21 protein-coding genes and 1 tRNA gene are annotated in these 21562 nt (G+C 67.8%); 12 read left to right on the forward strand and 10 right to left on the reverse strand.

The window, feature by feature from the left end; all coding sequences use genetic code 11:
* Positions 1 to 95 precede the first annotated feature (95 nt).
* Both EAO78_RS04880 and EAO78_RS04885 read left to right on the forward strand, forming a co-directional pair.
* Entirely contained in the window at positions 96 to 1628 is a 1533-nt protein-coding gene (locus tag EAO78_RS04880; protein WP_122104732.1) for a TrkH family potassium uptake protein, read from the forward strand.
* A gap of 83 nt (positions 1629 to 1711) precedes the next feature.
* On the forward strand, positions 1712 to 2152 hold the full coding sequence (locus tag EAO78_RS04885) for a universal stress protein (protein WP_122104733.1): 441 nt from the start codon (positions 1712 to 1714) through the stop codon (positions 2150 to 2152).
* A gap of 69 nt (positions 2153 to 2221) precedes the next feature.
* On the opposite strand, the gene EAO78_RS04890 is transcribed toward EAO78_RS04885, so the two are convergent.
* The gene (locus tag EAO78_RS04890; protein ID WP_122104734.1) at positions 2222 to 3856 is read right to left on the reverse strand and encodes a potassium channel family protein; all 1635 of its coding nucleotides are present in this window, start codon (positions 3854 to 3856) and stop codon (positions 2222 to 2224) included.
* 76 nt (positions 3857 to 3932) lie between these two features.
* Positions 3933 to 4166 (reverse strand): hypothetical protein, encoded by a 234-nt coding sequence (locus EAO78_RS04895; RefSeq protein ID WP_122104735.1) that lies wholly within the window; start codon positions 4164 to 4166, stop codon positions 3933 to 3935.
* Between the two features lie 119 nt (positions 4167 to 4285).
* Between EAO78_RS04895 and EAO78_RS04900 the strand changes: the two genes are divergently transcribed.
* Entirely contained in the window at positions 4286 to 5047 is a 762-nt protein-coding gene (locus EAO78_RS04900; protein WP_122104736.1) for a 4-phosphopantoate--beta-alanine ligase, read from the forward strand.
* A 15-nt stretch (positions 5048 to 5062) separates the two neighbouring features.
* Here the strand turns inward: EAO78_RS04900 and EAO78_RS04905 are convergent, their stop codons facing one another.
* Positions 5063 to 6079, reverse strand: a complete 1017-nt coding sequence (locus tag EAO78_RS04905) for a hypothetical protein (protein ID WP_122104737.1) — start codon at positions 6077 to 6079, stop codon at positions 5063 to 5065.
* Between the two features lie 163 nt (positions 6080 to 6242).
* Between EAO78_RS04905 and EAO78_RS04910 the strand changes: the two genes are divergently transcribed.
* Entirely contained in the window at positions 6243 to 6692 is a 450-nt protein-coding gene (locus tag EAO78_RS04910; RefSeq protein ID WP_122104738.1) for an Lrp/AsnC family transcriptional regulator, read from the forward strand.
* 123 nt (positions 6693 to 6815) lie between these two features.
* Complete coding sequence (locus EAO78_RS04915) at positions 6816 to 7973, forward strand: DUF63 family protein (protein WP_122104739.1); 1158 nt, start codon at positions 6816 to 6818, stop codon at positions 7971 to 7973.
* 31 nt (positions 7974 to 8004) lie between these two features.
* On the opposite strand, the gene EAO78_RS04920 is transcribed toward EAO78_RS04915, so the two are convergent.
* The gene (locus EAO78_RS04920; RefSeq protein WP_122104740.1) at positions 8005 to 8877 is read right to left on the reverse strand and encodes an aldo/keto reductase; all 873 of its coding nucleotides are present in this window, start codon (positions 8875 to 8877) and stop codon (positions 8005 to 8007) included.
* Between the two features lie 101 nt (positions 8878 to 8978).
* On the opposite strand from EAO78_RS04920, the gene EAO78_RS04925 reads away from it, so the two are divergent.
* The 3 genes from EAO78_RS04925 (at position 8979) to EAO78_RS04935 (ending at position 11878) form a co-directional block, all read left to right on the forward strand.
* Positions 8979 to 10118: a C45 family autoproteolytic acyltransferase/hydolase gene (locus tag EAO78_RS04925; RefSeq protein WP_122104741.1), complete on the forward strand. Its 1140-nt coding sequence runs from the start codon at positions 8979 to 8981 to the stop codon at positions 10116 to 10118.
* 75 nt (positions 10119 to 10193) lie between these two features.
* Positions 10194 to 10574 (forward strand): RidA family protein, encoded by a 381-nt coding sequence (locus EAO78_RS04930; RefSeq protein WP_122104742.1) that lies wholly within the window; start codon positions 10194 to 10196, stop codon positions 10572 to 10574.
* 380 nt (positions 10575 to 10954) lie between these two features.
* Entirely contained in the window at positions 10955 to 11878 is a 924-nt protein-coding gene (locus EAO78_RS04935) for an aldo/keto reductase (protein ID WP_122104743.1), read from the forward strand.
* Positions 11879 to 11911: 33 nt separating this feature from the next.
* On the opposite strand, the gene EAO78_RS04940 is transcribed toward EAO78_RS04935, so the two are convergent.
* The 4 genes from EAO78_RS04940 to EAO78_RS04955 all read right to left on the reverse strand — a co-directional run bounded on the left by EAO78_RS04940 (position 11912) and on the right by EAO78_RS04955 (position 13261).
* A complete protein-coding gene (locus EAO78_RS04940; RefSeq protein ID WP_122104744.1) occupies positions 11912 to 12298 on the reverse strand; it encodes a type II toxin-antitoxin system VapC family toxin in 387 nt (128 codons plus the stop codon).
* Positions 12295 to 12570: an AbrB/MazE/SpoVT family DNA-binding domain-containing protein gene (locus EAO78_RS04945; protein WP_122104745.1), complete on the reverse strand. Its 276-nt coding sequence runs from the start codon at positions 12568 to 12570 to the stop codon at positions 12295 to 12297. Before EAO78_RS04945 ends, EAO78_RS04940 begins: the two co-directional genes overlap by 4 nt.
* Positions 12571 to 12672: 102 nt before the next feature.
* Positions 12673 to 13005 (reverse strand): hypothetical protein, encoded by a 333-nt coding sequence (locus EAO78_RS04950; RefSeq protein ID WP_122104746.1) that lies wholly within the window; start codon positions 13003 to 13005, stop codon positions 12673 to 12675.
* A 182-nt stretch (positions 13006 to 13187) separates the two neighbouring features.
* A tRNA-Lys gene (locus tag EAO78_RS04955) sits at positions 13188 to 13261 on the reverse strand.
* Positions 13262 to 13417: 156 nt separating this feature from the next.
* Here EAO78_RS04955 and EAO78_RS04960 point away from each other — a divergent pair.
* The 4 genes from EAO78_RS04960 (at position 13418) to EAO78_RS04975 (ending at position 18074) form a co-directional block, all read left to right on the forward strand.
* Complete coding sequence (locus EAO78_RS04960) at positions 13418 to 13606, forward strand: hypothetical protein (protein WP_203227828.1); 189 nt, start codon at positions 13418 to 13420, stop codon at positions 13604 to 13606.
* A gap of 68 nt (positions 13607 to 13674) precedes the next feature.
* Complete coding sequence (locus EAO78_RS04965) at positions 13675 to 15138, forward strand: DHH family phosphoesterase (RefSeq protein WP_122104747.1); 1464 nt, start codon at positions 13675 to 13677, stop codon at positions 15136 to 15138.
* Positions 15139 to 15223: 85 nt separating this feature from the next.
* The gene (locus EAO78_RS04970) at positions 15224 to 16663 is read left to right on the forward strand and encodes an FAD-dependent oxidoreductase (protein ID WP_122104748.1); all 1440 of its coding nucleotides are present in this window, start codon (positions 15224 to 15226) and stop codon (positions 16661 to 16663) included.
* Between the two features lie 124 nt (positions 16664 to 16787).
* Positions 16788 to 18074, forward strand: coding sequence for an amidohydrolase (locus EAO78_RS04975; protein WP_122104749.1), 1287 nt, complete (start codon positions 16788 to 16790; stop codon positions 18072 to 18074).
* 6 nt (positions 18075 to 18080) lie between these two features.
* Here the strand turns inward: EAO78_RS04975 and EAO78_RS04980 are convergent, their stop codons facing one another.
* Together EAO78_RS04980 and EAO78_RS04985 are read right to left on the reverse strand one after the other, a co-directional pair.
* On the reverse strand, positions 18081 to 19442 hold the full coding sequence (locus tag EAO78_RS04980; RefSeq protein ID WP_122104750.1) for an aminotransferase class III-fold pyridoxal phosphate-dependent enzyme: 1362 nt from the start codon (positions 19440 to 19442) through the stop codon (positions 18081 to 18083).
* A gap of 180 nt (positions 19443 to 19622) precedes the next feature.
* Positions 19623 to 21320: a BCCT family transporter gene (locus EAO78_RS04985; RefSeq protein ID WP_122104751.1), complete on the reverse strand. Its 1698-nt coding sequence runs from the start codon at positions 21318 to 21320 to the stop codon at positions 19623 to 19625.
* Between the last annotated feature and the right edge of the window lie 242 nt (positions 21321 to 21562).

Consider the following 21562-nt stretch of genomic DNA (forward strand, 5'->3'; position numbering starts at 1 on the left):
CGCTCGATCCGTGTCGGCGGCCGCCGATCCGTGACCGCATCGACGCCTACTTATTCGCCCCACGAACACAGTCTCCACGACCGGGGACGCCATCCATGACGCGAACCATCGACAAGCGGGCGACGCTCAGCTACGTCGGAAGCGTCCTCAAGTACCTCTCGGCGGCGATGCTCGTTCCCCTCCTCGTCGCCGTGATCTACGCCGAGGACGCGTGGGTGTTCGCCGCCTCGATGGCGATCGGGGTCGCCGTCGGAGGCGGACTCGAGCGCCTCGACCCGGATCCGGAGCTCGGGCCCCGCGAGGGGCTCGCCGTCGTCTCGCTCGCGTGGCTCGCGGCGGCGATCATCGGTGCGGTGCCGTACCTCCTCGCGGGATACGGCACGTCCTCCGCGCTCGCACACCCGGTGAACGCGCTCTTCGAGTCGACGAGCGGGTTCACCACGACGGGCGCGACCGCGCTCGCGGAGATCAGCTTCGATCGACACTCACACGCCGTGTTGATGTGGCGACAGCTCACGCAGTGGCTCGGCGGCATGGGGATAATCGTGTTGATGATCGCGATCCTCCCGGAACTCGCGGTCAACGGCGCTCAGCTGATGCGGTCGGAGGCCCCGGGCCCGGATCTCCAGAAGCTCACGCCCCGGATCGCCGAGACCGCCCGCGCGCTCTGGGCCATCTACGCCGCGCTCACGCTGGCGTTCGTCGTCCTCCTGTACGCGCTCCACCTCGTCGGGCTCGCGCCGGACATGGACCTGTACAACGCGATCGCCCACGGGTTCTCGACGCTCCCGACCGGCGGGTTCTCCCCCGAGGGGGACAGCATCGCCGCGTTCTCCCCCGTCGTCCAGTGGGCCTTCGTCCCGTTCATGGTCGTCGCGGGAGTGAACTTCGCGCTGTTCTGGTACGTCATCCGCGACGACCCGACGGAGATGTTCGGGAACACCGAGTTCCGGGTCTACCTCGGGTTGGTCACCGGTTTCTCCGCCGTGCTCGCCGTCGGACTGTTCTGGGGCGGTGCCCCGACGACGGCGATCGGCGGAGCGACTCGGGGCGTCGCCGGAAACGCGCTCCGGCAGGGCGTCTTCCAGGTCGCCTCGCTCATGAACTCCACCGGGTTCGCGACCGCGAACTTCGCGGAGTGGGACACGCAGACCCGCTTCTTCCTGCTCCTGGTGATGTTCGTCGGCGGCTCGGCCGGGTCGACCGGCGGCGGGATCAAGGTGATCCGGTGGCTGATCCTGTTCAAGACGCTCCGTCGCGAGCTGTACACCACCGCGAACCCGGACGTGGTCCGCCCGGTCAGGCTCGGCGGCGAGGTCGTCGACGAGGAAGTGATCCGCGGGATCCTCACGTTCACGCTGTTGTACTTTCTCATATTCGCGATCGCGGCGATGTTCATCGAACTGGATACGACTCGGATCGGGCAGCCGCTGTCCGGCACCGAGGCCCTCGCCGCCTCGCTCGCGACGATCGGGAACATCGGCCCCGGGCTCGGTCCGCTGGGTCCGTTCGGGAGCTACGAGTTCCTCCCGGACACGACGAAGCTTCTCATGATCGTTCTCATGTGGATCGGCCGACTCGAGATCGTTCCCGTGCTGGCGCTTCTCGTCGCCGGCGTCGACGAGTGACGGGGAGTCGGCGTCGCGTGTCAGCGTTCGGCGTGCGTGCCGTGTGCGTATCTTCTTAACTGAAGAGCCACGTAGTACGATACATGACGGACACCGATCCGACCGACGGACGGGACCTGCTCGGCCACGTCCTCCTCCCGGTCGCCAACGAGAAGGACGCGCTGGCGACCGCACGAGCCCTCGAACCGTATCGGCCGGACCGCGTGACCACCCTCCACGTCGTCGAGAAGGGGGGCGGCGTCCCGGACAAGACGCCGGTCGAGCAGTCCGAGGAGCTGGCGGACGAATCCTACGCCGCGGTCCGGTCCGTGTTCCCCGACGCCGACGACCACACCGCCTACGCCCGCGACGTCGTGGGCGCGATCTTCGACGCCGCCGAGGACGTCGACGCGACCGCGATCGCCTACCGCTCCCGCGGCGGGAGCCGACTCATGCAGTTCCTCTCCGGCGACCGCAGCCTGAAGCTAGTGACGAACGCGGACCGTCCCGTGATCACGCTCCCCCATCGGGACGAGAGCGAATGACTGACGGGGGGAACGGGATCGACCGACCCGCATCTACACGTAGGTGACCCGTACCTACGTGAAGGGCGACTACGCGTACGCTCGCTCGAACGCGCGGATCCCCTCGTCGGTCCCGACGACGACCAGTTCGTCCCCGCGTTCGACGGCGGTGTCGGGGCCCATCTCCGTGCGCACCGCTCCGTCACGCTCGATCGCCATCACGGTACAGCCGGTCCGATCGCGGACGTTCGCCTCGCCGAGCGTCGATCCGACCAGGCGGGGCGCTTCGAGCCTGATCACCTCGACCTGTCCCTCGACCGAAAGCACCTCGCGCCCTTCGAGCAGCCGGGCCGCCGACATCCGGCCGGTCACGGTCGCCAACGAGAGGACGTAGTCCGCACCCGCCCGGTACGTCTTCGAGACGTTCGCGTGTTCGTCGACGCGGGCGACGATCTCGGTGTCGGGTGCCGCCTCCCGGATCACGAGGGTGGCGAACTCGGTAGTCGTGTCGTCGGGGAGCGCCAGGACGACGGTGTCGGCCTCGTCGATCCCGGCGGTCGAGAGCGTTTCCGGCTCGGTGGCGTCGCCGACGACGTCGACGCCCTCGGCGTCAGTCCGGTCGACCACGGTGTACGGGATCCCGGCGTCGTCGAGCTCCGTGGTCACCGTTCGACCCACCTGTCCGTAGCCGGCGATCACGGTTCGACCGGGTGAGAAGCGCCGCACCGACGACTGCGTCATCCCGACCAGCCGCTCCAGTTGGTCCGGCCGGCCGGAGACGAGGAGCACGGTTCCGCGCTCCAGCGTCGCGTCCGGCGACGGCGAGGCGTCGAAGTCCCCCTGAAACCACGCGCCGATCACGTTGACGCCGGCCCGCTCGCGGATCCCGCTCTCCGCGAGCGTCGATCCGGCCAGGTCGCCGCCGTGGCGGACGGACACCTCCGCGAGCCGGAGGTCCTCGCCGATCGCGACCGCCTCGTCGATCTCAGTTCGCAGGGCGGTCGTCACCTTCGCGGCGAGCCCGCGACCGAGCAGCGGCCGCGGCGAGAGCACGTGGTCCGCGCCGGCGAGCCGGTGGTACCGCTCCAGCTCCGGGTCGTCGACGACGCTGACGACCGGAACGTCCTCGGCGACCTCCTTGGCGGCGAGGACGATGCTCGCGTCCACCTGGTCGGAGAGGTCGGCCACCAGCGCCCGCGCCGCGGGCAGCCTCGCCGCCTCCAGTCCCTCCGCGGACTCCGGATCCGCGCGGATCACCCGGTTGCCGTCTCCGTACAGCTCGTTCGCTCGCTCGCGGTCGGCCTCGACGATCACGTGCGGGACGTCGTGTGCGTCGAGCTCCTCGATGAGGACCTCCGCGCGCGTGGTGTACGAGCAGATGATCACGTGACCGGAGACCTCATCATCGAGCGATTCGGGGGCCGTCTCCGAGAACGCGCTCTCCAGGAGCGGCGTCGCGACGACCGGCAGCGCGCCGACGAGCAGCGCCATCCCCAGGAGGTCGGTAACCACGATGAACGCCTGCATCTGCGGGCTCGTCCAGCGGGCATCCCCGCCGAAGCCCGTGGTCGTGAACATCTCGACGGCGAACTGGAGCGAGTCGAGGAACGTCCGGGGTCGCCCCTCGAACGTCCCCATCCCCCACTGGTAGACCGCCGCGGTACCGACGAGCGCCAGGGCTAAGAGAAGCAAGTAGCCGACGACCCGCCGCTGCCATCCGTTCATACCCACGGAAGGGACGGCCCCGTGAAAAACGTGTGTCGTCGACCACACGCGCGTGTGGTCGGGTTCTCACGTGTCCTCACGTCTCGACCGGCCGGGCCGCCTCCGCGCACCAGGCGTTACCCCGACGACCGGCCCGACGGAGGTCGAGACGGACGACGGAGCCCGCCTCCAGGTCCGAGAGCTCCTCCCTGAGGTCCGGGTCGTCGTACTCGACGACGTACAGCGTCCCGTTCCGCGGGTACTCCCGGAGCGTAATGGTCCCGTGGTCGTTACACGCCTTGACGACGGTGTACTTGCCGGTCCGATCCATCACGGTCGACGATACGTCCGCCGTGAACTTAGCTATTCGGCCGTTTTTGCCGGGTCTTTCGCCGTCGACGTCGGCGCGCCAACGAGCCACTTTACTTCACCGGGGAGGTACTCGCGGCCATGACCGGGACGGAGATCCCCGAGGACCACCCGAGATACGCCTCGCTTCTCACCCGCCACCGGATCGAGGCGGGCGTCGAGAAGGGGATCACCTCGAAACAGGGGCTCATCGCACAGGGCCGCGGCGAGGCGTTCGACTACCTCCTCGGCGAGCGGACCCTCCCGAGCGCGGACGACGCCGCACGCGCGGCGGCCGCGACGCTGCTCTCCGCGGAGCGACCGGTGTTCTCCGTGAACGGGAACGTCGCCGCGCTGGTCCCCGCCGAGACGGTCGAACTCGCCGAGGTCGTCGACGCCGACCTCGAGGTGAACCTCTTCAATCGAACCGAAGAACGGATGGAGGCGATCGCCACACACCTCCGCGAACACGGCGCGTCGGAGGTCAAGGGGCTGACCGGCGACGGCGAGATACCCGGACTCGAACACGCTCGCGGGACGGTCGACGCGGACGGGATCGGCGCGGCCGACGTGGTCGTGGTGCCGCTGGAGGACGGCGACCGCGCCGAGGCGCTCGCGGCGGCGGGCAAAACCGAGATCGTGATCGACCTCAACCCGGGAAGCCGGTCGCCGCGAACCGCCGCGATCCCGATCATCGACAACGTCCTCAGGGCCGTCCCGAACGTGACCGCACACGCTCGGGAACTGGCCGACGCGTCGCCGGCGGAGCGCCGTGCGATCGTCGAGGAATTCGATCCCGACGCCGCGCTCGCGACGGCCGAACGGGCGATCCGCGAGGGCTCCTTCGCCGCCGACGAGGAGTGAGACCCCCGGCCGGAGCTACCCTTCGGACCCGGTGCCGACCGCGTCGACGCGAGCCGAGCGCAGATCGTCGTGAAGGGAGAACAGTTCCTCGCGAGTCGTCGTCGCGTCGACGACGACCGTCCGCCCGCGGACCCCGACCGTCGCGTCGTCGAGGACTCCTCCGGAGTCGACGCTTCCGGAGATCCGGCGCAGACGTCCACGCGTGAGTCGGGCCGGATCGAGCGTCGCCGCGTATCGGAGGCCGATCCCGCCGTCGACGCCGACCGCGACGCCGATGGAGCCGGCGGCCTCGACGCTCGCGCGGAGGGCCTCCGGCGCGCCGGAGAGAACGGCGCGGAGTCGGCTCCGTCCGGACTCACCCAGATCCGCGTACACCACGACGTCACCCGAGAGCAGCGACGGGATCGGGGCGTTTCCGGCGACCGTGGCGTCCGTTCGGGTGGCCGCGTCCGTTCCGGCCGTGGTCCCCGTTTCGACCCCGGCACGCACGTGGGCCGCGGCGCGATCCACGGTCGGGGCGTATCCGACGACGAGTTCGGCGTCGCTCACGGCGACCGCGTACGGCTCCTCGCGGCCCCGAAATCGGCGGACCGATCCGCCGGTTCCTCCGGCCGTTCGGGTTCGTACGGTCGACCAGCGTCCGCGGTCCTGGACGGCGGCGACGAGGCGGTCCGAGTCGAACGACCCGCGGACGACGGCGGCCCCCTCGACGGTCTCTCCCGAGAGCGCGACGCTTCCGGAGATCGAGTCGACTTCGGAGAGGGAGACGTCCGCGCGGGCCGTCGCGGCGGAGAGCCGCGTCGACCACGGTTTGGGAAGGCCGACCGTCGAGACGGCCGCGGGGTCGACCGTCGCGGTGAGGGTGGTGTCGCCGTCGGCGAGACGCGACGCGTCGTACGGGGCGTTCCTCCCGGTCGTGGCCACCGATCCGGGCGTGGAACCGGCCGCGGAACCGGCCGCGAGGCCGGCGATCGACGTTCCGAGGAGACCGACGGTACCGAGGCGTCCGAGCAGGCTGCGTCTGGAGGGCATCGTTTCCCGGTCACGTGGAGGATACTTAATCCATGGACTTCGATAGTCGTCGGAGGACTTTGAACGGATCCGTCGATCCTCTCCGCCGCTTCAGTCGCTGTCTCGGTTTCGACCCGGATCGACGGGGGGCAAGTTCAAAGTCCTCCGGCGACTATCGACCGGCATGGAACTGGACGACACGGACAGGGCGATCCTCCGGATCCTCCAGGAGGACGCCAGAACTCCGTTCTCGGAGATCGCGCGCCGGATCGACATGTCGAGCGCGACGGTCCACGACCGTGTCGGCCGGATGGAGGACGCGGGAGTCATCGAGGGGTATCACGCCTCGGTGAACGCGAAGGCGGTCGGGTACGGCGTCAGCGCGCTCGTCGGTCTCCGGGTCGAACAGGGTCGCGAGGAGGACGCGCTCGAACGCCTCCGGGAGATCGAGGGCGTCCGAGAGATCCACCTGACGACCGGCGAATGGGACGTGATCCTCCGCGTGGTCGCCGAGGACACGGACCGTCTTCGGGACCTGATGTTCGACCGGATCGCGAACATGGACGGCTTCTCGCGGTCACAGACCATGATCATCCTCGGAACCGATTACGAGGTCGAAGGGCCGCCGATCTGAGCGCGCCGACGACGATCCACGGACGTCGGAGTTTCCGATGCCATCGATTCCGTCGCTCCCGCCGGAGTGACGCCCATCGGTCTCGACCGGAACCCTCAACTCCGGAACCCTCCGAACCCTGGTATGAGCGCACGGTTCGAGGACCGGGTGGGGCTCTCCGCGGAGCGAGCGTGGGCGGCGGCGGTCGCCGCGATCACCGCGATCCTCGTCGTCGGGTCCGTCGTCTTCCCGCGGGTCGTGTACGATCGGTTCCTCTGGCGGTACTTCTGGGGGCCGGTCGCCGCCGACGGACAGGTCGCACAGTGTGCGGTCCGCCCGGCCGACGGCGGAACGGAGCTTCTGACGAGTTCCTCCGCGTGTGCGGACGCGGTCGCGGCGGGCGAGGTCGTCGCGTATCCCGGGTACACCACCGTCTCGACGTTGAGCTACGTCGTCATCCTGCTGGCGATGCTGATCGGGGTCGTCTTCCTGCTTCGTCGGCTGGAGATAGCCACCGAGTTCCGGTTCTTCTACGCGCTGTTCCCGTTCATGCTGTTCGGCGGCGCGCTCCGAACCGTCGAGGACGCCGGGATCGCCGCGATACGCGCCGGCGTCGAGCCGCTGATATCCTTCCCCGTGAGCGCGTTGATCATCAGCCCGTTCATCTACTTCACGGTCTTCGCGGTGACGCTCCTCTGCGTGATCGGCGCGTACGCGCTCGAGGATCGGGGGCTCGTCGACGACTACGCCCCGCCGCTCTTCGGAGCCGGCGCCGTCGCGCTGACGGCGTCGGTCGGCTACCTGGCGTACCTCGCCGTAGCCACCGACTACGTGACGTTCTACCCGCAGGTGATCGGGTCCATCCTCGTCATCGCGAGCGCGTCCGCCGCGGCGACGTGGAAACTGATCGAGCGGTTCGAGCCGTCGATCAACCGCGGGACGGGATTCGTCGGCTTCGTGATCATCTGGGGTCACGCCGTCGACGGGGTCGCGAACGTGATCGGCCTCGACTGGATGCCGGCGTTGACGGGGACCGCGAACCTCGTCCCGAAACACGTCGTCAACGAGCTGGTGGTGAACTGGACCGGTCGACTGCTCCCCGAGTCGGTGCTCGCGGTCACCGGCGACGCCTGGCCGTTCCTGTTCGTCAAGCTCGCCGCGGCGACCTTCGTCGTCTGGGTGTTCAACGGCGAGCTCTACGAGGAGTCGCCGCGATACACGCTACTGTTGCTCATCACCGTGCTCGCCGTCGGGCTCGGGCCCGGGACGCGGGACATGCTGCGGGCGACGTTCGGGGTCTAGGCGACGCCGACCGGGACGCCGGCGTATCGGGTCACGGCCGCGGGTCGATCCCGTTCAGTTTCCTCACGTCGTCGTCGGTCAGTTCCAGGTGCGCGGCCGCGAGGTTCGATTCGAGGTGTTCGACGCTCGAGGTGCCGGGTATCGGGAGCATCACGTCCGAGTGATCGAGCAGCCACGCGAGCGCGACCTGGTGGGCGGTCGTTCCGTCGCCGTGTTCGTCGGCGACCGCCTCCAGCACGTCACGCGCGTCCTCCTCCTCGACCGCGTACATCGGGCCCCACGGAACGAAGCCGATGTCGTACCCCTCACACGCGCGGAGGACGTCCTCCTCGTCGCGGTTGCCCACGTCGTACCGGTTCTGTACCGTCGCGATATCGACGATCTCCCGTGCGGTCTCCAACTGTTCGACGGAGACGTTCGAGAGGCCGACGCGGTCGATCTGGCCGGCGTCCTTCATCTCGGCGAAGGCGTGAACGGAGTCCGCGAAGTCGGCGTCGGGGTCGGGTCGATGTAGCTGGTACAGGTCGATCGAGTCGGTCGAGAGCCGATCGAGGCTACACAGGACTTGGTTCCGGAGGAAGTCCGGGTCGCCGTGAGGGATCCAGTCGCCGTCGCGGTTCCGGAGGAGTCCGGCCTTCGACGCGACGACGACGTCGTCGTCCGCGTCGAGTTCCTCACCTATCAGCCGCTCGCTGACGCCCGGCCCGTAGGAGTCGGCGGTGTCGACGAAGTCGACGCCGAGATCGACCGCCCGACGGAGGACCGACCTCGCCGCCCGCTCGTCTCCCGGTGCTCCGATGACGTCCTCGCCGGTCAGCCGCATCGCGCCGAACCCGAGTCTCGAGACCGCGAGTCCGTCACCGAGGTCGAACGTGTCGTTCGGATCGCCGTGTTCCGTAACCATACGGACGCGTCGGCCGCCGGCGGCAAAGCCGTGGGGGTCGGCATCCCCGGGCGACGATCCCGCACTCGAACCTTTATCATCCGCCCCGTCCCACTCCGTCCATGGCCGAATTCGAGCGCGTGGTGTTGTCAGGCACGCCCCGAGAACGCGGGATCGAACACGGCGAGCGGTTCGCCGACGAGGTCGCCGCCAACGTCGAGACGTACCGCGAGCGGTTCTCCCACGAGGGAGTCGACGTCGACGCGATGCGCGAACACGCCGCCGAATACGTCGAGTACATCGAACGCGAGAGTCCGGAGTACGCCGCCGAGATGCGCGGGATCGCCGAGGGAAGCGGCGTCCCCCTCGTCGACGTGACGATGCTCAACGTCCGGTGGGAGGTGATCTATCCGGCGTGGAAGGCGCAGACGGAGAAGGCGAACGAGACGGTCGTGACGGAACCCGAGCCGCCGATCGACGGCTGTACCAGCTTCGGAGTGCTGCCGTCGGCCACGGCCGACGGAACGACGTACATGGGACAGAACTGGGACTGGCTCGCGCCGATCGTGGACACGCTCTTCCTGATGGAGCTCCGCCGCGAGGACGCGCCGGACGTGCTGGCGATGACGGAGGCGGGTATCGTCGGGGGAAAGATCGGCGTGAACGAACACGGCATCGGGATCGCGGTCAACGGCCTCATCTCCGGCGACGACGGGAGCGAGGGTCTCCGGAAGCCCTACCACGTCCGGTTCCGCGAGGTGCTCGACGCCGAGCGGTACGACGACGCGCTCCGGCCGATACTGGAGACCGACCGCGTCTGCTCGGCGAACGTCCTCGTCGGCCACGCCGACGGCGAACTGATCGACCTCGAGGCCGCCCCCGAACTCGTCAATCCGATCCACCCGGATGGAGGCGTCCTCACACACTCGAACCACTTCGAGACCGACGCGGTCGAGAGCGTCAACGAGCGGCGCGGCCCGAGCACGCTCTACCGCGCCGAGCGCCTCCGTCGGCTGCTCGCCGCGGACGCCGCCCCGGACGACGACTCGGGCGACGGCGGGATCGACTCCGAATCGATCCGCGCGGGGCTCCGGGACCACTTCGGTCGACCGTCGAGCATCTGCAGCCACGTCGACGAGTCGCTCCCGGCGGTCGAACACGGCCAGACGAACGCGAGCCTCGTCATCGATCTCGGGGACCGACGGATACTCGGACAGCGCGGACCGCCCTGTGAGGGAGCGTACCACGAGTACGCGCTCTGACCCTCGATCGACGCCCGTTCCGAACCGGAACCCCCGGACCCGAAAGCGTATACCTCACACTCGAGTGGTGTTACCATGGTACGACACATCTCGACGGACGCGGGGTACGACAGCGACTTCCCGTTCTCACAGGGCGTGATCCACGGGGACACCGTCTACACGGCCGGTCAGATCCCGAAGGACCCCGAAACCCGGGAGGTGGTCGGCGAGACGATAGCGGAACAGACGCACCGGACGTTCGACAACCTCCGGGCCGTCCTCGAGGCGGCGGGGACCTCCTTCGAGAACGTCGTCAAGACCACGGCGTTCCTGACGGACATGGACGACATCGAGGAGTTCAACCGGGTGTACCGCGACCGGATGCCCGAGCCGTACCCGGGGCGAAGCACCGTCGAAGTCGCCGCGCTCGCCATCGACATCACGGTGGAGATCGAGATGATCGCGGCCATCGAGTGATCCCCGTCGTGCGGGGTGTCCGGATCCCCCTCGTCTCCGTCGAGGTCTCCTCTCCCTTCGAGAGTGAAGTACTCCCGATCCCCCGCCGGCGGCCGGGTCGTGGATCGACGATCCGGTGCGCCTCGGGATCCGCTCGAGGCGGTACTCGCTGAGCCGAACCCGGTCCGTGAGAGGACCGTGCCGCGCCGTTATTCTCGAAGTAACAATAATCTAATGCCACTTGCTACGGACGAAATGGTTCAAACGAGTTCGATGCTCCGAGTCGATCCAGTCGGCGAGTCGTCCGAGTGGAAACGTCCGCCGCCGCGAGCACCCACGGACGGTTTGCTTCGGTCAGGATCCGCTGTCGACCGAACGGTAGTCACGCGGTGTGAATCGTCATGGAACGGAAACAACGAGACGTGGCGGTAGTATCCGAATCCGTAGACGAATCGAACGACCTCGTGACCGCGGTACCACCCGTCGGGATCGGGACCTTCCGAACCGGAGGATACGAGTGTTTCAACGCCGTCGTGGAGTCGCTCGAGGCCGGCTACCGTCACGTCGACACCGCGATGGCGTACGAGAACGAGGCCGCCGTCGGCCGCGCGATCGAGGCCTCGACGGTCGACCGCGAGGACGTCTTCGTCACGACCAAGGTGAAGGGGTATCCCGAGTTCCTGACCTACGAGGGGATGATCGGGGCGGTCGAAGGCTCGCTTCAGCGGCTCGGAACGGATCGGATCGATCTCGTGTTGATCCACTGGTGGCACCCCGACGGAAATATGGAGGGAGCATTCGGGGCACTCTCCGATCTCGTGAAAGCCGGGAAGATAGATCACGTAGGGGTCAGCAACTTCTCCATCGAGCAGCTCGCGCGGGCGATGGACGTCTCCGAGGTCCCGATAGCGACCAACCAGGTCCAGTACAACCCGTACTTCCATCAGGACGAGATGCTCTCGTTCTGTCGGGACCACGACGTGCTGTTGACGGCGTACACCCCCCTGGTCAACGGTGCCGTCGCCGACGACGAGGAGCTCTCACGGATCGGGGCGGGATACGGGAAGTCGGCCGCACAGGTCGCCATCAGGTGGCTCGTTCAGCAGGAGGGCGTCGTCACGATCCCGAAGACGACGAATCCGGACCGCCTCCGGGAGAACCTCGACGTGTTCGACTTCGAGCTCACGAACGCCGAGATGGATCGGATCCACGACCTCGAGGGGCCGCTCTGGTTCCGGTTGACCTCGGATCGAGGGGCCATAACGCGGTTCAGGGCTGCGATCGGTCCGTACGTGCCGAAACGGATCAGAACGGCGATCCCCTGAGGTAATGGCAAGAAATTCCTCCTTATCAGGTCGCTACTCCTCGTCGATCGGCTCCAGAGGGATTCGGTCGGGATCGGTGCCCTCGTACGCTTTGTCGGACGACAGGATGGAGAGCCCGCGCGTCTCGGCAGTCGCCGCGTGGAAGGAATCGAACGGCGTCATTCCGTCCTCGAAGTAGGCGACTGCCTTCAGAACGACCTGTTTCTCGTCTTCGCTACCGACCGGAACGAGGTCGAGGAGATTCGCGAACAGCCGGACGTAGTCGAACTGGTGCCGCTCCAGAACGATGAGCATCTCCAGATACGTGAACGGCGAGGTGACGACCTCGTGTTCGTCGAGGACGTCCTCGGCGCGTTCTTGGAGCCAGTCGTCGTCCTTGACGATGGCGAGGAGGAAGTCCGTCTCGACGAAGACCGTCATTCGGCGGTGTCCCCCGCCGCCTGCCGTGATCGCTCGATGTCGGCTTCAGCTTCCCGTTTCGCCCGCTGAAGTGCCTCCTCCCGGAGTTCCTCCCTCGACTTGTCGTCGAGTGCGTCACCGATCTCGTCACGAACGGCTTGGAGCGGATCGTCATCGATGGGGATGAGTTCGATACGATCCTCGTATTCGACGACGTGGAACCTCTCGCCGTACTTCCGTCTTAGCTCCGAGGATAGATAGAGCCGACCGTGCGAGTCCGTTTCAATGGACATACACCGTGTTGTTGTGGCACAAATAAAGATTTTATCCCAAATAGCAGGAAAGGACCCAAAACGGATCCGCCGAGACCGATCCGCATCCGTCGCCAAGCAGCGCTACGCCGCGAACTCCTTGAGCCGCCCGAGCGTCTGTCGTACGAGCCACTCACCGACGAGGTCGTAGAGCACCCGGCCCGCACCGAGCACGTCGCCGACGATCTCCGAAACCGGTGGGTCCCAGTAGCCGAGCGCGACGAGCCCCAGCAACACGACCAGGACTGACACGACGACCGTCGCCGTCGACGACACCGCGCCGACCGCCGCCGCCGACACCGCGCGGTACCGCCGGAACCGCAGTAGCACCCCTCCCGCGAGGATCGCCACGGCGACCGACCCTCGGAAGTGATTCGACAGCAGACCCGTGACGAGAAGCAACTCAGTTCCCGTCATCCTTTTCCTCCGCGTCGATCTCGAGACCCGTCACGTTGTCCGGTAAGGAGCAGATGCGCGTCACACTCGAAACGAACTGACGCCAAAACGGTGGTTATTCCCAAACCTTCTAATGGCACTATCTACTATATATGGACACTTCAGCGGCTAACAGTCTGACTTAGCATCCGTCCTTCGGAAAGCGGGCCGGGCGCGATTTGAACACGCGACCGACGGATTAAGAGTCCGTCGCTCTCCCTAACTGAGCTACCGGCCCTCGAATTCTCCTATCCGAGTCACGGTAAAAGGCCTTTTCATTCGGTCGGCCGTTCCGCCGCCATCGCCGTGGCCGTCCGATCGATGAATTCACGCCCATATATTCATGTGATATGGTATGTAATATTGTTTCCCACGGGACCGAAGGTCATATGATATGAGAGACGATCTGGACGCCGAGCGGATCGACCGGCGGACGATACTCCAAGGGGCAGCCTCGGCCGGTCTGATCGGTCTTGCCGGCTGTTCGGGCGACGGCAACGGAAACGGTGGCGACGGGAACGATGATGACGGCACCGACGACGGATCCAGCGGCGACGCGACGACGACCGACTCCGCGGCCTGATCGGGGCCTTCGCCCCCGCCGCGGCGAGAGCGCACTGGTTAAGTGTCGTCCCGCGGAAACTCGGCCCAATGAGTAGTGGCGCATCCGGCTCGGCACGCACGCGATACGCGATCCTCGGCTGCGGGAGCGTCGGGCACGCGGTCGCGGAGTCGCTCTCCGATCGCGGCAAGGACGTGCTCATCCTCGACCGCGACGAGAGCCGCGTCGAGGCGCTACGGGACCAGGACCTCAACGCCCGCGTCCAGGACATCGCGGACCCCGACGTCGTCGACGCCATCGACGACCGGGACATCGTGTTGATCCTCGCGTCCGACGTCGAGGCCAACAAGGCGGCCGTCTCGGCGATCCGCGACCGCGACGGCGACCAGTACGTCGTCGTGCGCGCGTCCGACCCGGTCAGCGAGGACGAGCTGCGCGAACGCGGCGCGGACGTGGTGATCAACCCCTCGACGGTGATCGCCGACAGCGCCCTCCAATCGCTCGAGACGGGCGAACTGGAGTACATGGCCCGCCAGCTCGCCGAGATCATCGAGGGCGGGGGCGGCCGGATGGCGATCCTCACCCACGACAACCCCGAGCCGGACTCGATCGCGTCGGCGACCGCCCTCCAGGCGATCGCGGACGCGTTCGGCGTCGAGGCCGACATCCTCTACTCCGGCGACGTGGGTCACCAGGAGAACCGGGCGTTCGTGAACCTGCTCGGCATCGACCTCCGTTCCCGGGCGGACGCGCCACCCCTCTCGGAGTACGACACCGTCGCCGCCGTCGACCTCGCGAAGTCCGCCGAGGACGACGTGGACCTCGAGACGGGCATCGACGTCTACATCGACCACCTCGAGTCGGACGCGCCGCCGGACGCCCGGTTCGTCGACGTCCGAACCAACGTCTCCTCGACGTCGACGATCCTCACGAAGTACCTCCAGGAGTTCGACCAGTCGCCGACGGAGGCGGTCGCGACCGCCCTGTTGTACGGGATCCGCGCCGAGACGCTGGACTTCAAACGCGACACCACGCCCGCGGACCTCACCGCGGCGGCGTACCTCCACCCGTTCGCGAACCACGACACGCTCGAGCAGGTGGAGTCGCCGTCGATGTCGCCGGAGACGCTCGACGTCCTCGCCGAGGCGATCCAGAACCGACAGGTCCAGGGGAGCCACCTCTTCTCGACGGCCGGGTTCATCCGCGACCGCGAGGCGCTCGCGCAGGCGGCCCAACACCTCCTCAACCTCGAGGGGATCACGACGACCGCCGTGCTCGGGATCGCCGACGACCGCATCTACCTCGCGGCTCGCTCGAAGGACATCCGGCTCAACATCGGGAACGTCCTCCAGGAGGCGTTCGCCGAGATGGGTGACGCCGCGGGCCACTCGACGCAGGGCTCCGTCGAGATCCCGCTCGGCATCTTCACGGGCATCGAGGCGAGCGGCGGGAACCGCGACACGCTCCTCCACCTCACCGAGGAGGCGGTCCGCCGGAAGCTCTTCGACGCGCTCGGCGTCGAGGGTGCGACCGAGGGCGGAAACGGTTCGTAGACGACGCAACGCTTCCGGCGAGTCCGATGCGTTCGACGCGCACGCCGGGGACGGCTTTTTGTCCGCAGTCGGCGACCCTCCGTACATGACCGACCCGTTCGTCGTCGTCGGTGCCGACGCAGCCGGACTGAGCGCCGCCAGCAAGTGCCGCCGGGAGGACCCCGACCGCGACGTCGTCGTCCTCGAGAAGGGCCGCTGGATCTCGTTCGCCTACTGCGGAATGCCGTACTTCATCGAGGGACGGATAGAGCGTCTCTCGAACCTCCTCTCGCTGTCGCCGAGCGAGGTGGACGACCGCGGAATCGACCTCCGGCGCGGCCACGAGGTCGTCGGCGTCGACCCCGAGGAGCGGCGCGTCTCGGTGCGGACCGCGGACGGGGAGACGTTCGAGGAGCCGTACGGGGACCTGCTCGTCGCGACGGGCGGTCGGGCGGTCACGGGCCCGTTCGACGTACGGGGGATCGACGGCGCGTTCACCCTCCACGACATGGACGCCGCCGCGGCGATCGACGCCTACGTCGCCGATCCCGAGGAGTACGACCCCGACCGGGCCGACGCGTCGGCCGTCGATCGCGAGCGCGTCGATCACAACGCGGCCCTGCCGGCTCCGGAGACCGCCGCGATCGTCGGCGGGGGGTACGTCGGCGTCGAGATGGCCGAGGCGCTCACCGGCCGCGGGCTCGACGTTCACCTCTTCCAGCGCTCCGAGCATCTCCTCCCGCCGTTCGGGGAGGCCGTCGGCGAGCGGGTCGAGACCGAGCTCGCTGACAGGGGGGTGACCGTCCACACGGGCCGTCCCGTCGGGGAGATCGTCGGCGACGACCGGATCGAGGCGATCGAATTCGACGACGGGAACCGGTCCGAGACCCTCCCCGTCGACCTCGCGGTCGTCGGCGTCGGCATCGAGCCGAACACGGAGCTCCTCTCCGGGACGGGCGTCGAACTCGGCGAGGGCGGCGCGATCCGGACCGACGAGCACGGGCGGACAAACCTCCCGGGAGTGTACGCCGCCGGCGACTGCGCGACCGCGATCCACGCGGTCACCGGCGAGGAGGCATGGATGCCCCTCGGACTCACGGCGAACCGGTCCGGTCGCGCGATCGGCGCCACGGTCGCCGGCGATCCGACGCCCGTCGGCGAGATCGCCGGGACGGCGGTCGTCAAGGCGTTCGATCAGGAGTGTGGCCGCGTCGGATTCCTCGAGGAAGCGGCGGCGGTCGAGGCCGGCTTCGACCCCGTTCGCGAGACGATCACCGCGGGTTCACGCTCGGGCTACTACCCCGGCGCGGCCGAGACCGACGTGACCCTCGTCGCCGACCGTGACTCCGGCCGGCTGATCGGCGGGAGCATCGTCGGGCCCGACCGCGCGGCCGTGCGGGTGAACACCCTCGCGACCGCGCTGGAGGCGGACCTCACGGTCCCCGAACTCGAGCGCCTGGACCTGGCGTACGCGCCGCCGTTCAGTCCGGTCTGGGACCCGATACTGGTCGCGGCGAAGGTCTTGAACGGGACGCTGGAGAAGTGAATCGCCGTCGTGAACGAACGCCCCGCGTCCGTCTCTCAGGCCGTGAACGGGCGATCCGGGAGGTCGGTGGCCGTCTCCGTACCCATCGGAGATAGTTAAGTACGTCCGGGCGCCACGGACTCACATGGCAGGACCCGTCGCGGAGCGGCTCGTCGAGTTGCGCCGAGACTTCCACGAACACCCGGAGCCCGGCTGGCGCGAGTACTACACCACGAGCCGGCTGGTCGAGGAGATCGAGGGGATCGGCGTCGACGAGCTCGCCGTCGGGAGGGAGGCGTACGACCCCGACGACCGGATGGCCGTCCCTGAGGACGCCAACGACGAGTGGGTCGAGCGGGCTCGCGAACGCGGCGCGCGCGAGGACGTGCTCGAGCGGACCGCGGGCGGCGTCACCGGCTGCGTGGCGGTTCTCGAGCGCGGCGAGGGGCCGACCGTCGGCCTCCGGGTCGACATCGACGGCCTGTTCATCGGGGAATCGGACGACCCAGATCACGAGCCCGCCCGCGAGGGGTTCCGCTCCGACACCGACGGGACGATGCACGCGTGCGGCCACGATGCCCACATGACGTTGGGACTCGCGACGCTCGAGGCGGTGAAGGAGAGCGACTTCTCCGGACGGTTCGTCGTCTTCTTCCAGCCCGCAGAGGAACTGGGTGGCGGCGGCCATCCGATGGCCGAGAGCCGGTTCATCGAGGGGATCGACTACCTCTTCGCGGTCCACGTCGGGCTCGGCCACCCGACCGGCCGGGTCGTCGCCGGGATCGAGCGGGTCCTCGCGATCGCGCACGTCGAGGCCACGTTCCGCGGTACCTCGGCACACGCGGGGAAATCCCCGGAGGAGGGGGACAACGCGATGCAGGCGCTCGGAACCGCCATCTCGAACGCCTACGGGATCCCCAGACACAGCGAGGGAATGACCCGCGTGAACGTAGGTCGTGCCGAGGCCGGGACTGCGAGCAACGTGATCGCCGACCGCGCGCGCGTCGAGGCCGAAGCCCGCGGAGAGACGACGGCGCTCAAAGAGTACGGGAAGTCCCGACTCGAGCGGGCGTTCCGCGGGGCGGCCGAGTCGCACAGGTGCGAGGTCGACTTCGAGGTCACGACCGAGTGTCCGCGGGCGGACAGCGATCCCGAACTCGCCGAGCACGTCGCGTCGGTCGCCGAGGGTGTCGAGGGCGTGACGGAGGTGCTGCCGATCGCCGACTTCGGCGCGAGCGAGGACGCGACGTATCTGATGGACCGCGTCCAGGCTGACGGCGGGATCGCGACGTACCTGATCGTCGGCACCGACCACCCCACCGGCCACCACTCCCCGACGTTCGACGTCGACGAGGCGAGCCTCCCGATCGGCGTCGAGGTGCTAACGGAGGCCGTACTCGACGTCGCCGACAGCGACGTCCGGGCGACGTAGCTCGCTTCAAGCGGTCGTCGGCGTCGGCCCCGCGGCGGCGACCGCGTCGAGGAAGATCGAGATCCCGAGGTCGATCTCGCGTTCGCTCGAGTCGAGCGGCGGCAGCAGGCGGATCGTCTTCTTGCCGCAGCCGAGCGTGAGCAGTCCTCGCTCTAACGCCTCCGCGACGACCTCGTCACGGCGGTCGGGCGTGTCGAACTCGACGGCGAGCATCAGTCCCTTCCCGCGCACGTCGACGACGTGTCCGCCCGTGTCGTCCGCGAGCAACTCCCCGGCCTGCCGGCCGCGTTCGCGGGCGTTCGCGAGCAGGTCGTGTTCCTCGATCGCCTCGATCGTGAGCGCGCCCACCATCGAGCCGAGCATATCTCCGCCGCCGAACGTGGACCCGAGCCGGTTCTTCTCGTCGGGGAAGAGGTCGGACCGTCCGACCGTCGCGCCGACGCGCAGTGCCTTCGCGGCACCGATCACGTCGGGCTCGACGTCGTAGTGTTCCGACGCCCAGAACTCGCCCGTGCGGCCGACTCCGGACTGGATCTCGTCGACGATGAGGGGAATGTCGTACTCGTCGGTGACCGCGCCGACCTCCGCCATGAACGACTCGCTCGGGAACCGGTAGCCGCCGACGCCCTGTATCGGCTCGAGGACCACGAACGCGACCTCCGCGGGGTCGACGTGGCCGCCCTCCGGCGCGAGCGCGTTCCGGAGCTGCGAGCCGCCGCCGGCGAAGAAGCCGCAGTCGCACGTCTCCGCGGTACACTCGCGGTCCGCACAGAACGGGACCGTCTCGATCCCGGCGATCTCCGGGTAGTGGCGGGTGTAGACGTCCTTGGAGTTGGTGAGGGAAAGCGTGCCGAGGGTGCGCCCGTGGAAGCTCCCGCCGAACGCGAAGCCGTACTTCGCGGCCGGCCTGTGGTCGTGGGCGACCTTCATCGCGTTCTCGATGGCCTCCGCTCCGGAGTTCGAGAGGAAGACGGTGTCCAGCCCGAACGTCGAGGAGACCTCCGTGAGCTTCTCCATCAACTGCGTCGAACCCGGGAACGGCGCGGTGTCGGGGTCCGGTCCGGAGCCGAAATACATGTCCTGTCCCGCGATCTTCATCGGCTCGACGAGGTCGAACTCCCGAAGCGTGCCGAGCACCTTCTCGTTGTTATAGCCGAGCGGCGCGGCCCCGATGTGACACGTGAAGTCCATGAGGACGTTGCCGTCGACGTCGGTGACGAACGGGCCTTCCGCCTCGCGGGTGACGTCCCAGACGAACTCGTGGGAGTACTCGCTGGGCGCGGCGTGCTCGCCGTAGTGTTCGACCCACTTCTCGGCGTTCGGTCCCGGCAAGCTGCCGGTGTCCGGCTCCGCAGTGTCCCTGTCCATACACAGTAAGTGTATACAACGTCCATTAAATCCTTCTCCCGATACGTGTTCGGACGGGGACAAGGACGGGAGCGGACGAACGGAAGACGTACCGCGGGTGGACGGAAGACGTACACCGGAACCGGAGCCGGTCGGCCGGGTCGTCAGTCGATCCGGTCGCCGGCCGGGTCGTCGGGCGAATCAGTCGTCGTCGGATTCGACGACGGATCCGGTTCGCGACCCGGATCCGTCCTCCGAGCCGTACAGCACGGTCTCGTTCTGGAAGAGCACCTGGTCGTAGTTCTCGCCGAAGTCCTTGATCAGCGCCAGCATCGCGAGGAAGCAGACGAAGGCGAACGGCGTGCCGGTGATGATCGCCGCCTGCTGGAGCGTGTTCGCGCTGCCGGTGCCGCCGAGGATCATCAGGATCGCCGCGGTCATTCCGAGGACGACTCCCCAGAAGATCCGGTTGATGTTCGACGGCTTGGCCTTCCCGCCCGTGGTCATCATCGAGACGGCCAGCGTCGAGGAGTCGGCGGAGGTGACGAAGAACGTGGTCACCAGGATCAAGAACGCGTAGATCAGCACCGATCCGACCGGGAGCGTCAGCGACGCGCCCCCGAGGTTCAGCGTGAAGTTCAGCGCCTCGAACAGGATGAAGCCGGACACCTCCGCGCCGGCGTCGCCGGCCATCACGGCACTGAAGTCGGCGATGCCGTTGTGTTGTGCCCACACCGCGGTCCCGCCGACGAACGTGAACCACGGGATGGTGGCCGCGGAGGTCGCGACGATCCCCGTGAACGCGACCTCGCGGACGGTCCGGCCCTTGGAGATCCGAGCGATGAACAGCCCCGCGAACGGCGACCACGACAGCGCCCACGCCCAGTAGAACACCGTCCACGCGTTCACCCAACCCGTCGCGCCCGCGTCGCCTCCTCCCATCGGTCCGGCACCGGTGAAGAGGCTCATCGAGACGAAGTCGGTGATCATCCCGCCGAACGCCTGCGTGCCGAGCAACACGAGGAACAGCGACGGGCCCACGATGAACGTCACGAGCATGAGGGCGACGAACAGCACCATGTTGAAGTTCGAGATCCGACGGATCCCCTTGTCGACACCCAGCACCATCGAGGTGGTGAAAAGCAGAGTCATCATGGTGACGACGAGGAGGATCCCGACGTCGCCCATGTCGATGCCCCACTGGTAGTCGAGCCCGGTGACGAACTGGCTCCCGATGAACCCGAGCGACGTGGCGACGCCGCCGATCGTCGCGAACACCGCGAGAATGTCGACGACCTTCGCGAGCGGGCCGTCGAGGTTGTCGGCACCGAGGATCGGCGTGAGCGCCGAGGAGACGCGCAGCGGGACGTCCTCGTAGTTGTACGCGAAGTACCCGATCGCGATGCCCATGATGGTGAACACCGCGAGCTGCGGCAGCGCCCAGTGGAACAGCGTCTGCTGGACGGCGACCGTCATCGCCTCGGCCGTTCCACCTTCGACGGTACTGAAAAGCGGCGAGGGGGTGTCGTAGTAGAACAGCGCCTCGGTCGGGCCCCAGAACACGACGCCGGCCGCGAATCCCGCCGAGTACAGCATCGCGAAGAACGACAGGAAGCTGTACTCCGGGGACTCGTCGCCGAGCTTGATCCCGCCCCACGGCCCCACGATCAGGAAGAGGAGGAACAGGACGATCAGGAAGACGATCAACAGCATGGCCCAGTTGAACGCACCGAGCAGTTGGGTGTTGAGCGACGAGATCGTGTCCTCGACGGCCGACGGGCTGACGAAGAACGCGACGATCACGCCGAGGGTCAACAGCGCCCCGAACGCGAAGACGACGGGGTCGATCTCCTCCAGGAACTTCGAGACCGGGCTCTCGGTCTCCTCCGCGTCGCTCACGCGGGATCACCCCCGTTCGATCCCCACCGAACCGAGCGCACGCGGCGGTTGCCGTCCGATTCCCCCTGCCGGCCGACTGCCGTGATGCGTGGTAGCACAGTCCGTTTGTTGACTGGATCCTACATAAATATTGTTCTTTTTCGTATTCGTAATACACGGTTGTTGTGTACGATCGGAGCGACGGGCGAGGTAACCGGCACGACGTGCCGGGAACGTCGATCGTGGATCCGACGCGGGATTTT

This window comes from Halobellus captivus (assembly GCF_003697845.1).
In the GTDB taxonomy this organism is placed as follows: domain Archaea; phylum Halobacteriota; class Halobacteria; order Halobacteriales; family Haloferacaceae; genus Halorubrum; species Halorubrum glutamatedens.

Coding starts and splice junctions, on each gene's coding strand:
- EAO78_RS04960 (WP_203227828.1), top strand. CDS start 13,418: ATGAGAGACGATCTGGACGCCGAGCGGATCGACCGGCGGACGATACTC.
- EAO78_RS04935 (WP_122104743.1), top strand. CDS start 10,955: ATGGAACGGAAACAACGAGACGTGGCGGTAGTATCCGAATCCGTAGAC.
- EAO78_RS04885 (WP_122104733.1), top strand. CDS start 1,712: ATGACGGACACCGATCCGACCGACGGACGGGACCTGCTCGGCCACGTC.
- EAO78_RS04965 (WP_122104747.1), top strand. CDS start 13,675: ATGAGTAGTGGCGCATCCGGCTCGGCACGCACGCGATACGCGATCCTC.
- EAO78_RS04975 (WP_122104749.1), top strand. CDS start 16,788: ATGGCAGGACCCGTCGCGGAGCGGCTCGTCGAGTTGCGCCGAGACTTC.
- EAO78_RS04905 (WP_122104737.1), bottom strand. CDS start 6,079: ATGCCCTCCAGACGCAGCCTGCTCGGACGCCTCGGTACCGTCGGTCTC.
- EAO78_RS04900 (WP_122104736.1), top strand. CDS start 4,286: ATGACCGGGACGGAGATCCCCGAGGACCACCCGAGATACGCCTCGCTT.
- EAO78_RS04915 (WP_122104739.1), top strand. CDS start 6,816: ATGAGCGCACGGTTCGAGGACCGGGTGGGGCTCTCCGCGGAGCGAGCG.
- EAO78_RS04880 (WP_122104732.1), top strand. CDS start 96: ATGACGCGAACCATCGACAAGCGGGCGACGCTCAGCTACGTCGGAAGC.
- EAO78_RS04890 (WP_122104734.1), bottom strand. CDS start 3,856: ATGAACGGATGGCAGCGGCGGGTCGTCGGCTACTTGCTTCTCTTAGCC.
- EAO78_RS04950 (WP_122104746.1), bottom strand. CDS start 13,005: ATGACGGGAACTGAGTTGCTTCTCGTCACGGGTCTGCTGTCGAATCAC.
- EAO78_RS04940 (WP_122104744.1), bottom strand. CDS start 12,298: ATGACGGTCTTCGTCGAGACGGACTTCCTCCTCGCCATCGTCAAGGAC.
- EAO78_RS04895 (WP_122104735.1), bottom strand. CDS start 4,166: ATGGATCGGACCGGCAAGTACACCGTCGTCAAGGCGTGTAACGACCAC.
- EAO78_RS04980 (WP_122104750.1), bottom strand. CDS start 19,442: ATGGACAGGGACACTGCGGAGCCGGACACCGGCAGCTTGCCGGGACCG.
- EAO78_RS04925 (WP_122104741.1), top strand. CDS start 8,979: ATGGCCGAATTCGAGCGCGTGGTGTTGTCAGGCACGCCCCGAGAACGC.
- EAO78_RS04930 (WP_122104742.1), top strand. CDS start 10,194: ATGGTACGACACATCTCGACGGACGCGGGGTACGACAGCGACTTCCCG.
- EAO78_RS04910 (WP_122104738.1), top strand. CDS start 6,243: ATGGAACTGGACGACACGGACAGGGCGATCCTCCGGATCCTCCAGGAG.
- EAO78_RS04970 (WP_122104748.1), top strand. CDS start 15,224: ATGACCGACCCGTTCGTCGTCGTCGGTGCCGACGCAGCCGGACTGAGC.
- EAO78_RS04920 (WP_122104740.1), bottom strand. CDS start 8,877: ATGGTTACGGAACACGGCGATCCGAACGACACGTTCGACCTCGGTGAC.
- EAO78_RS04945 (WP_122104745.1), bottom strand. CDS start 12,570: ATGTCCATTGAAACGGACTCGCACGGTCGGCTCTATCTATCCTCGGAG.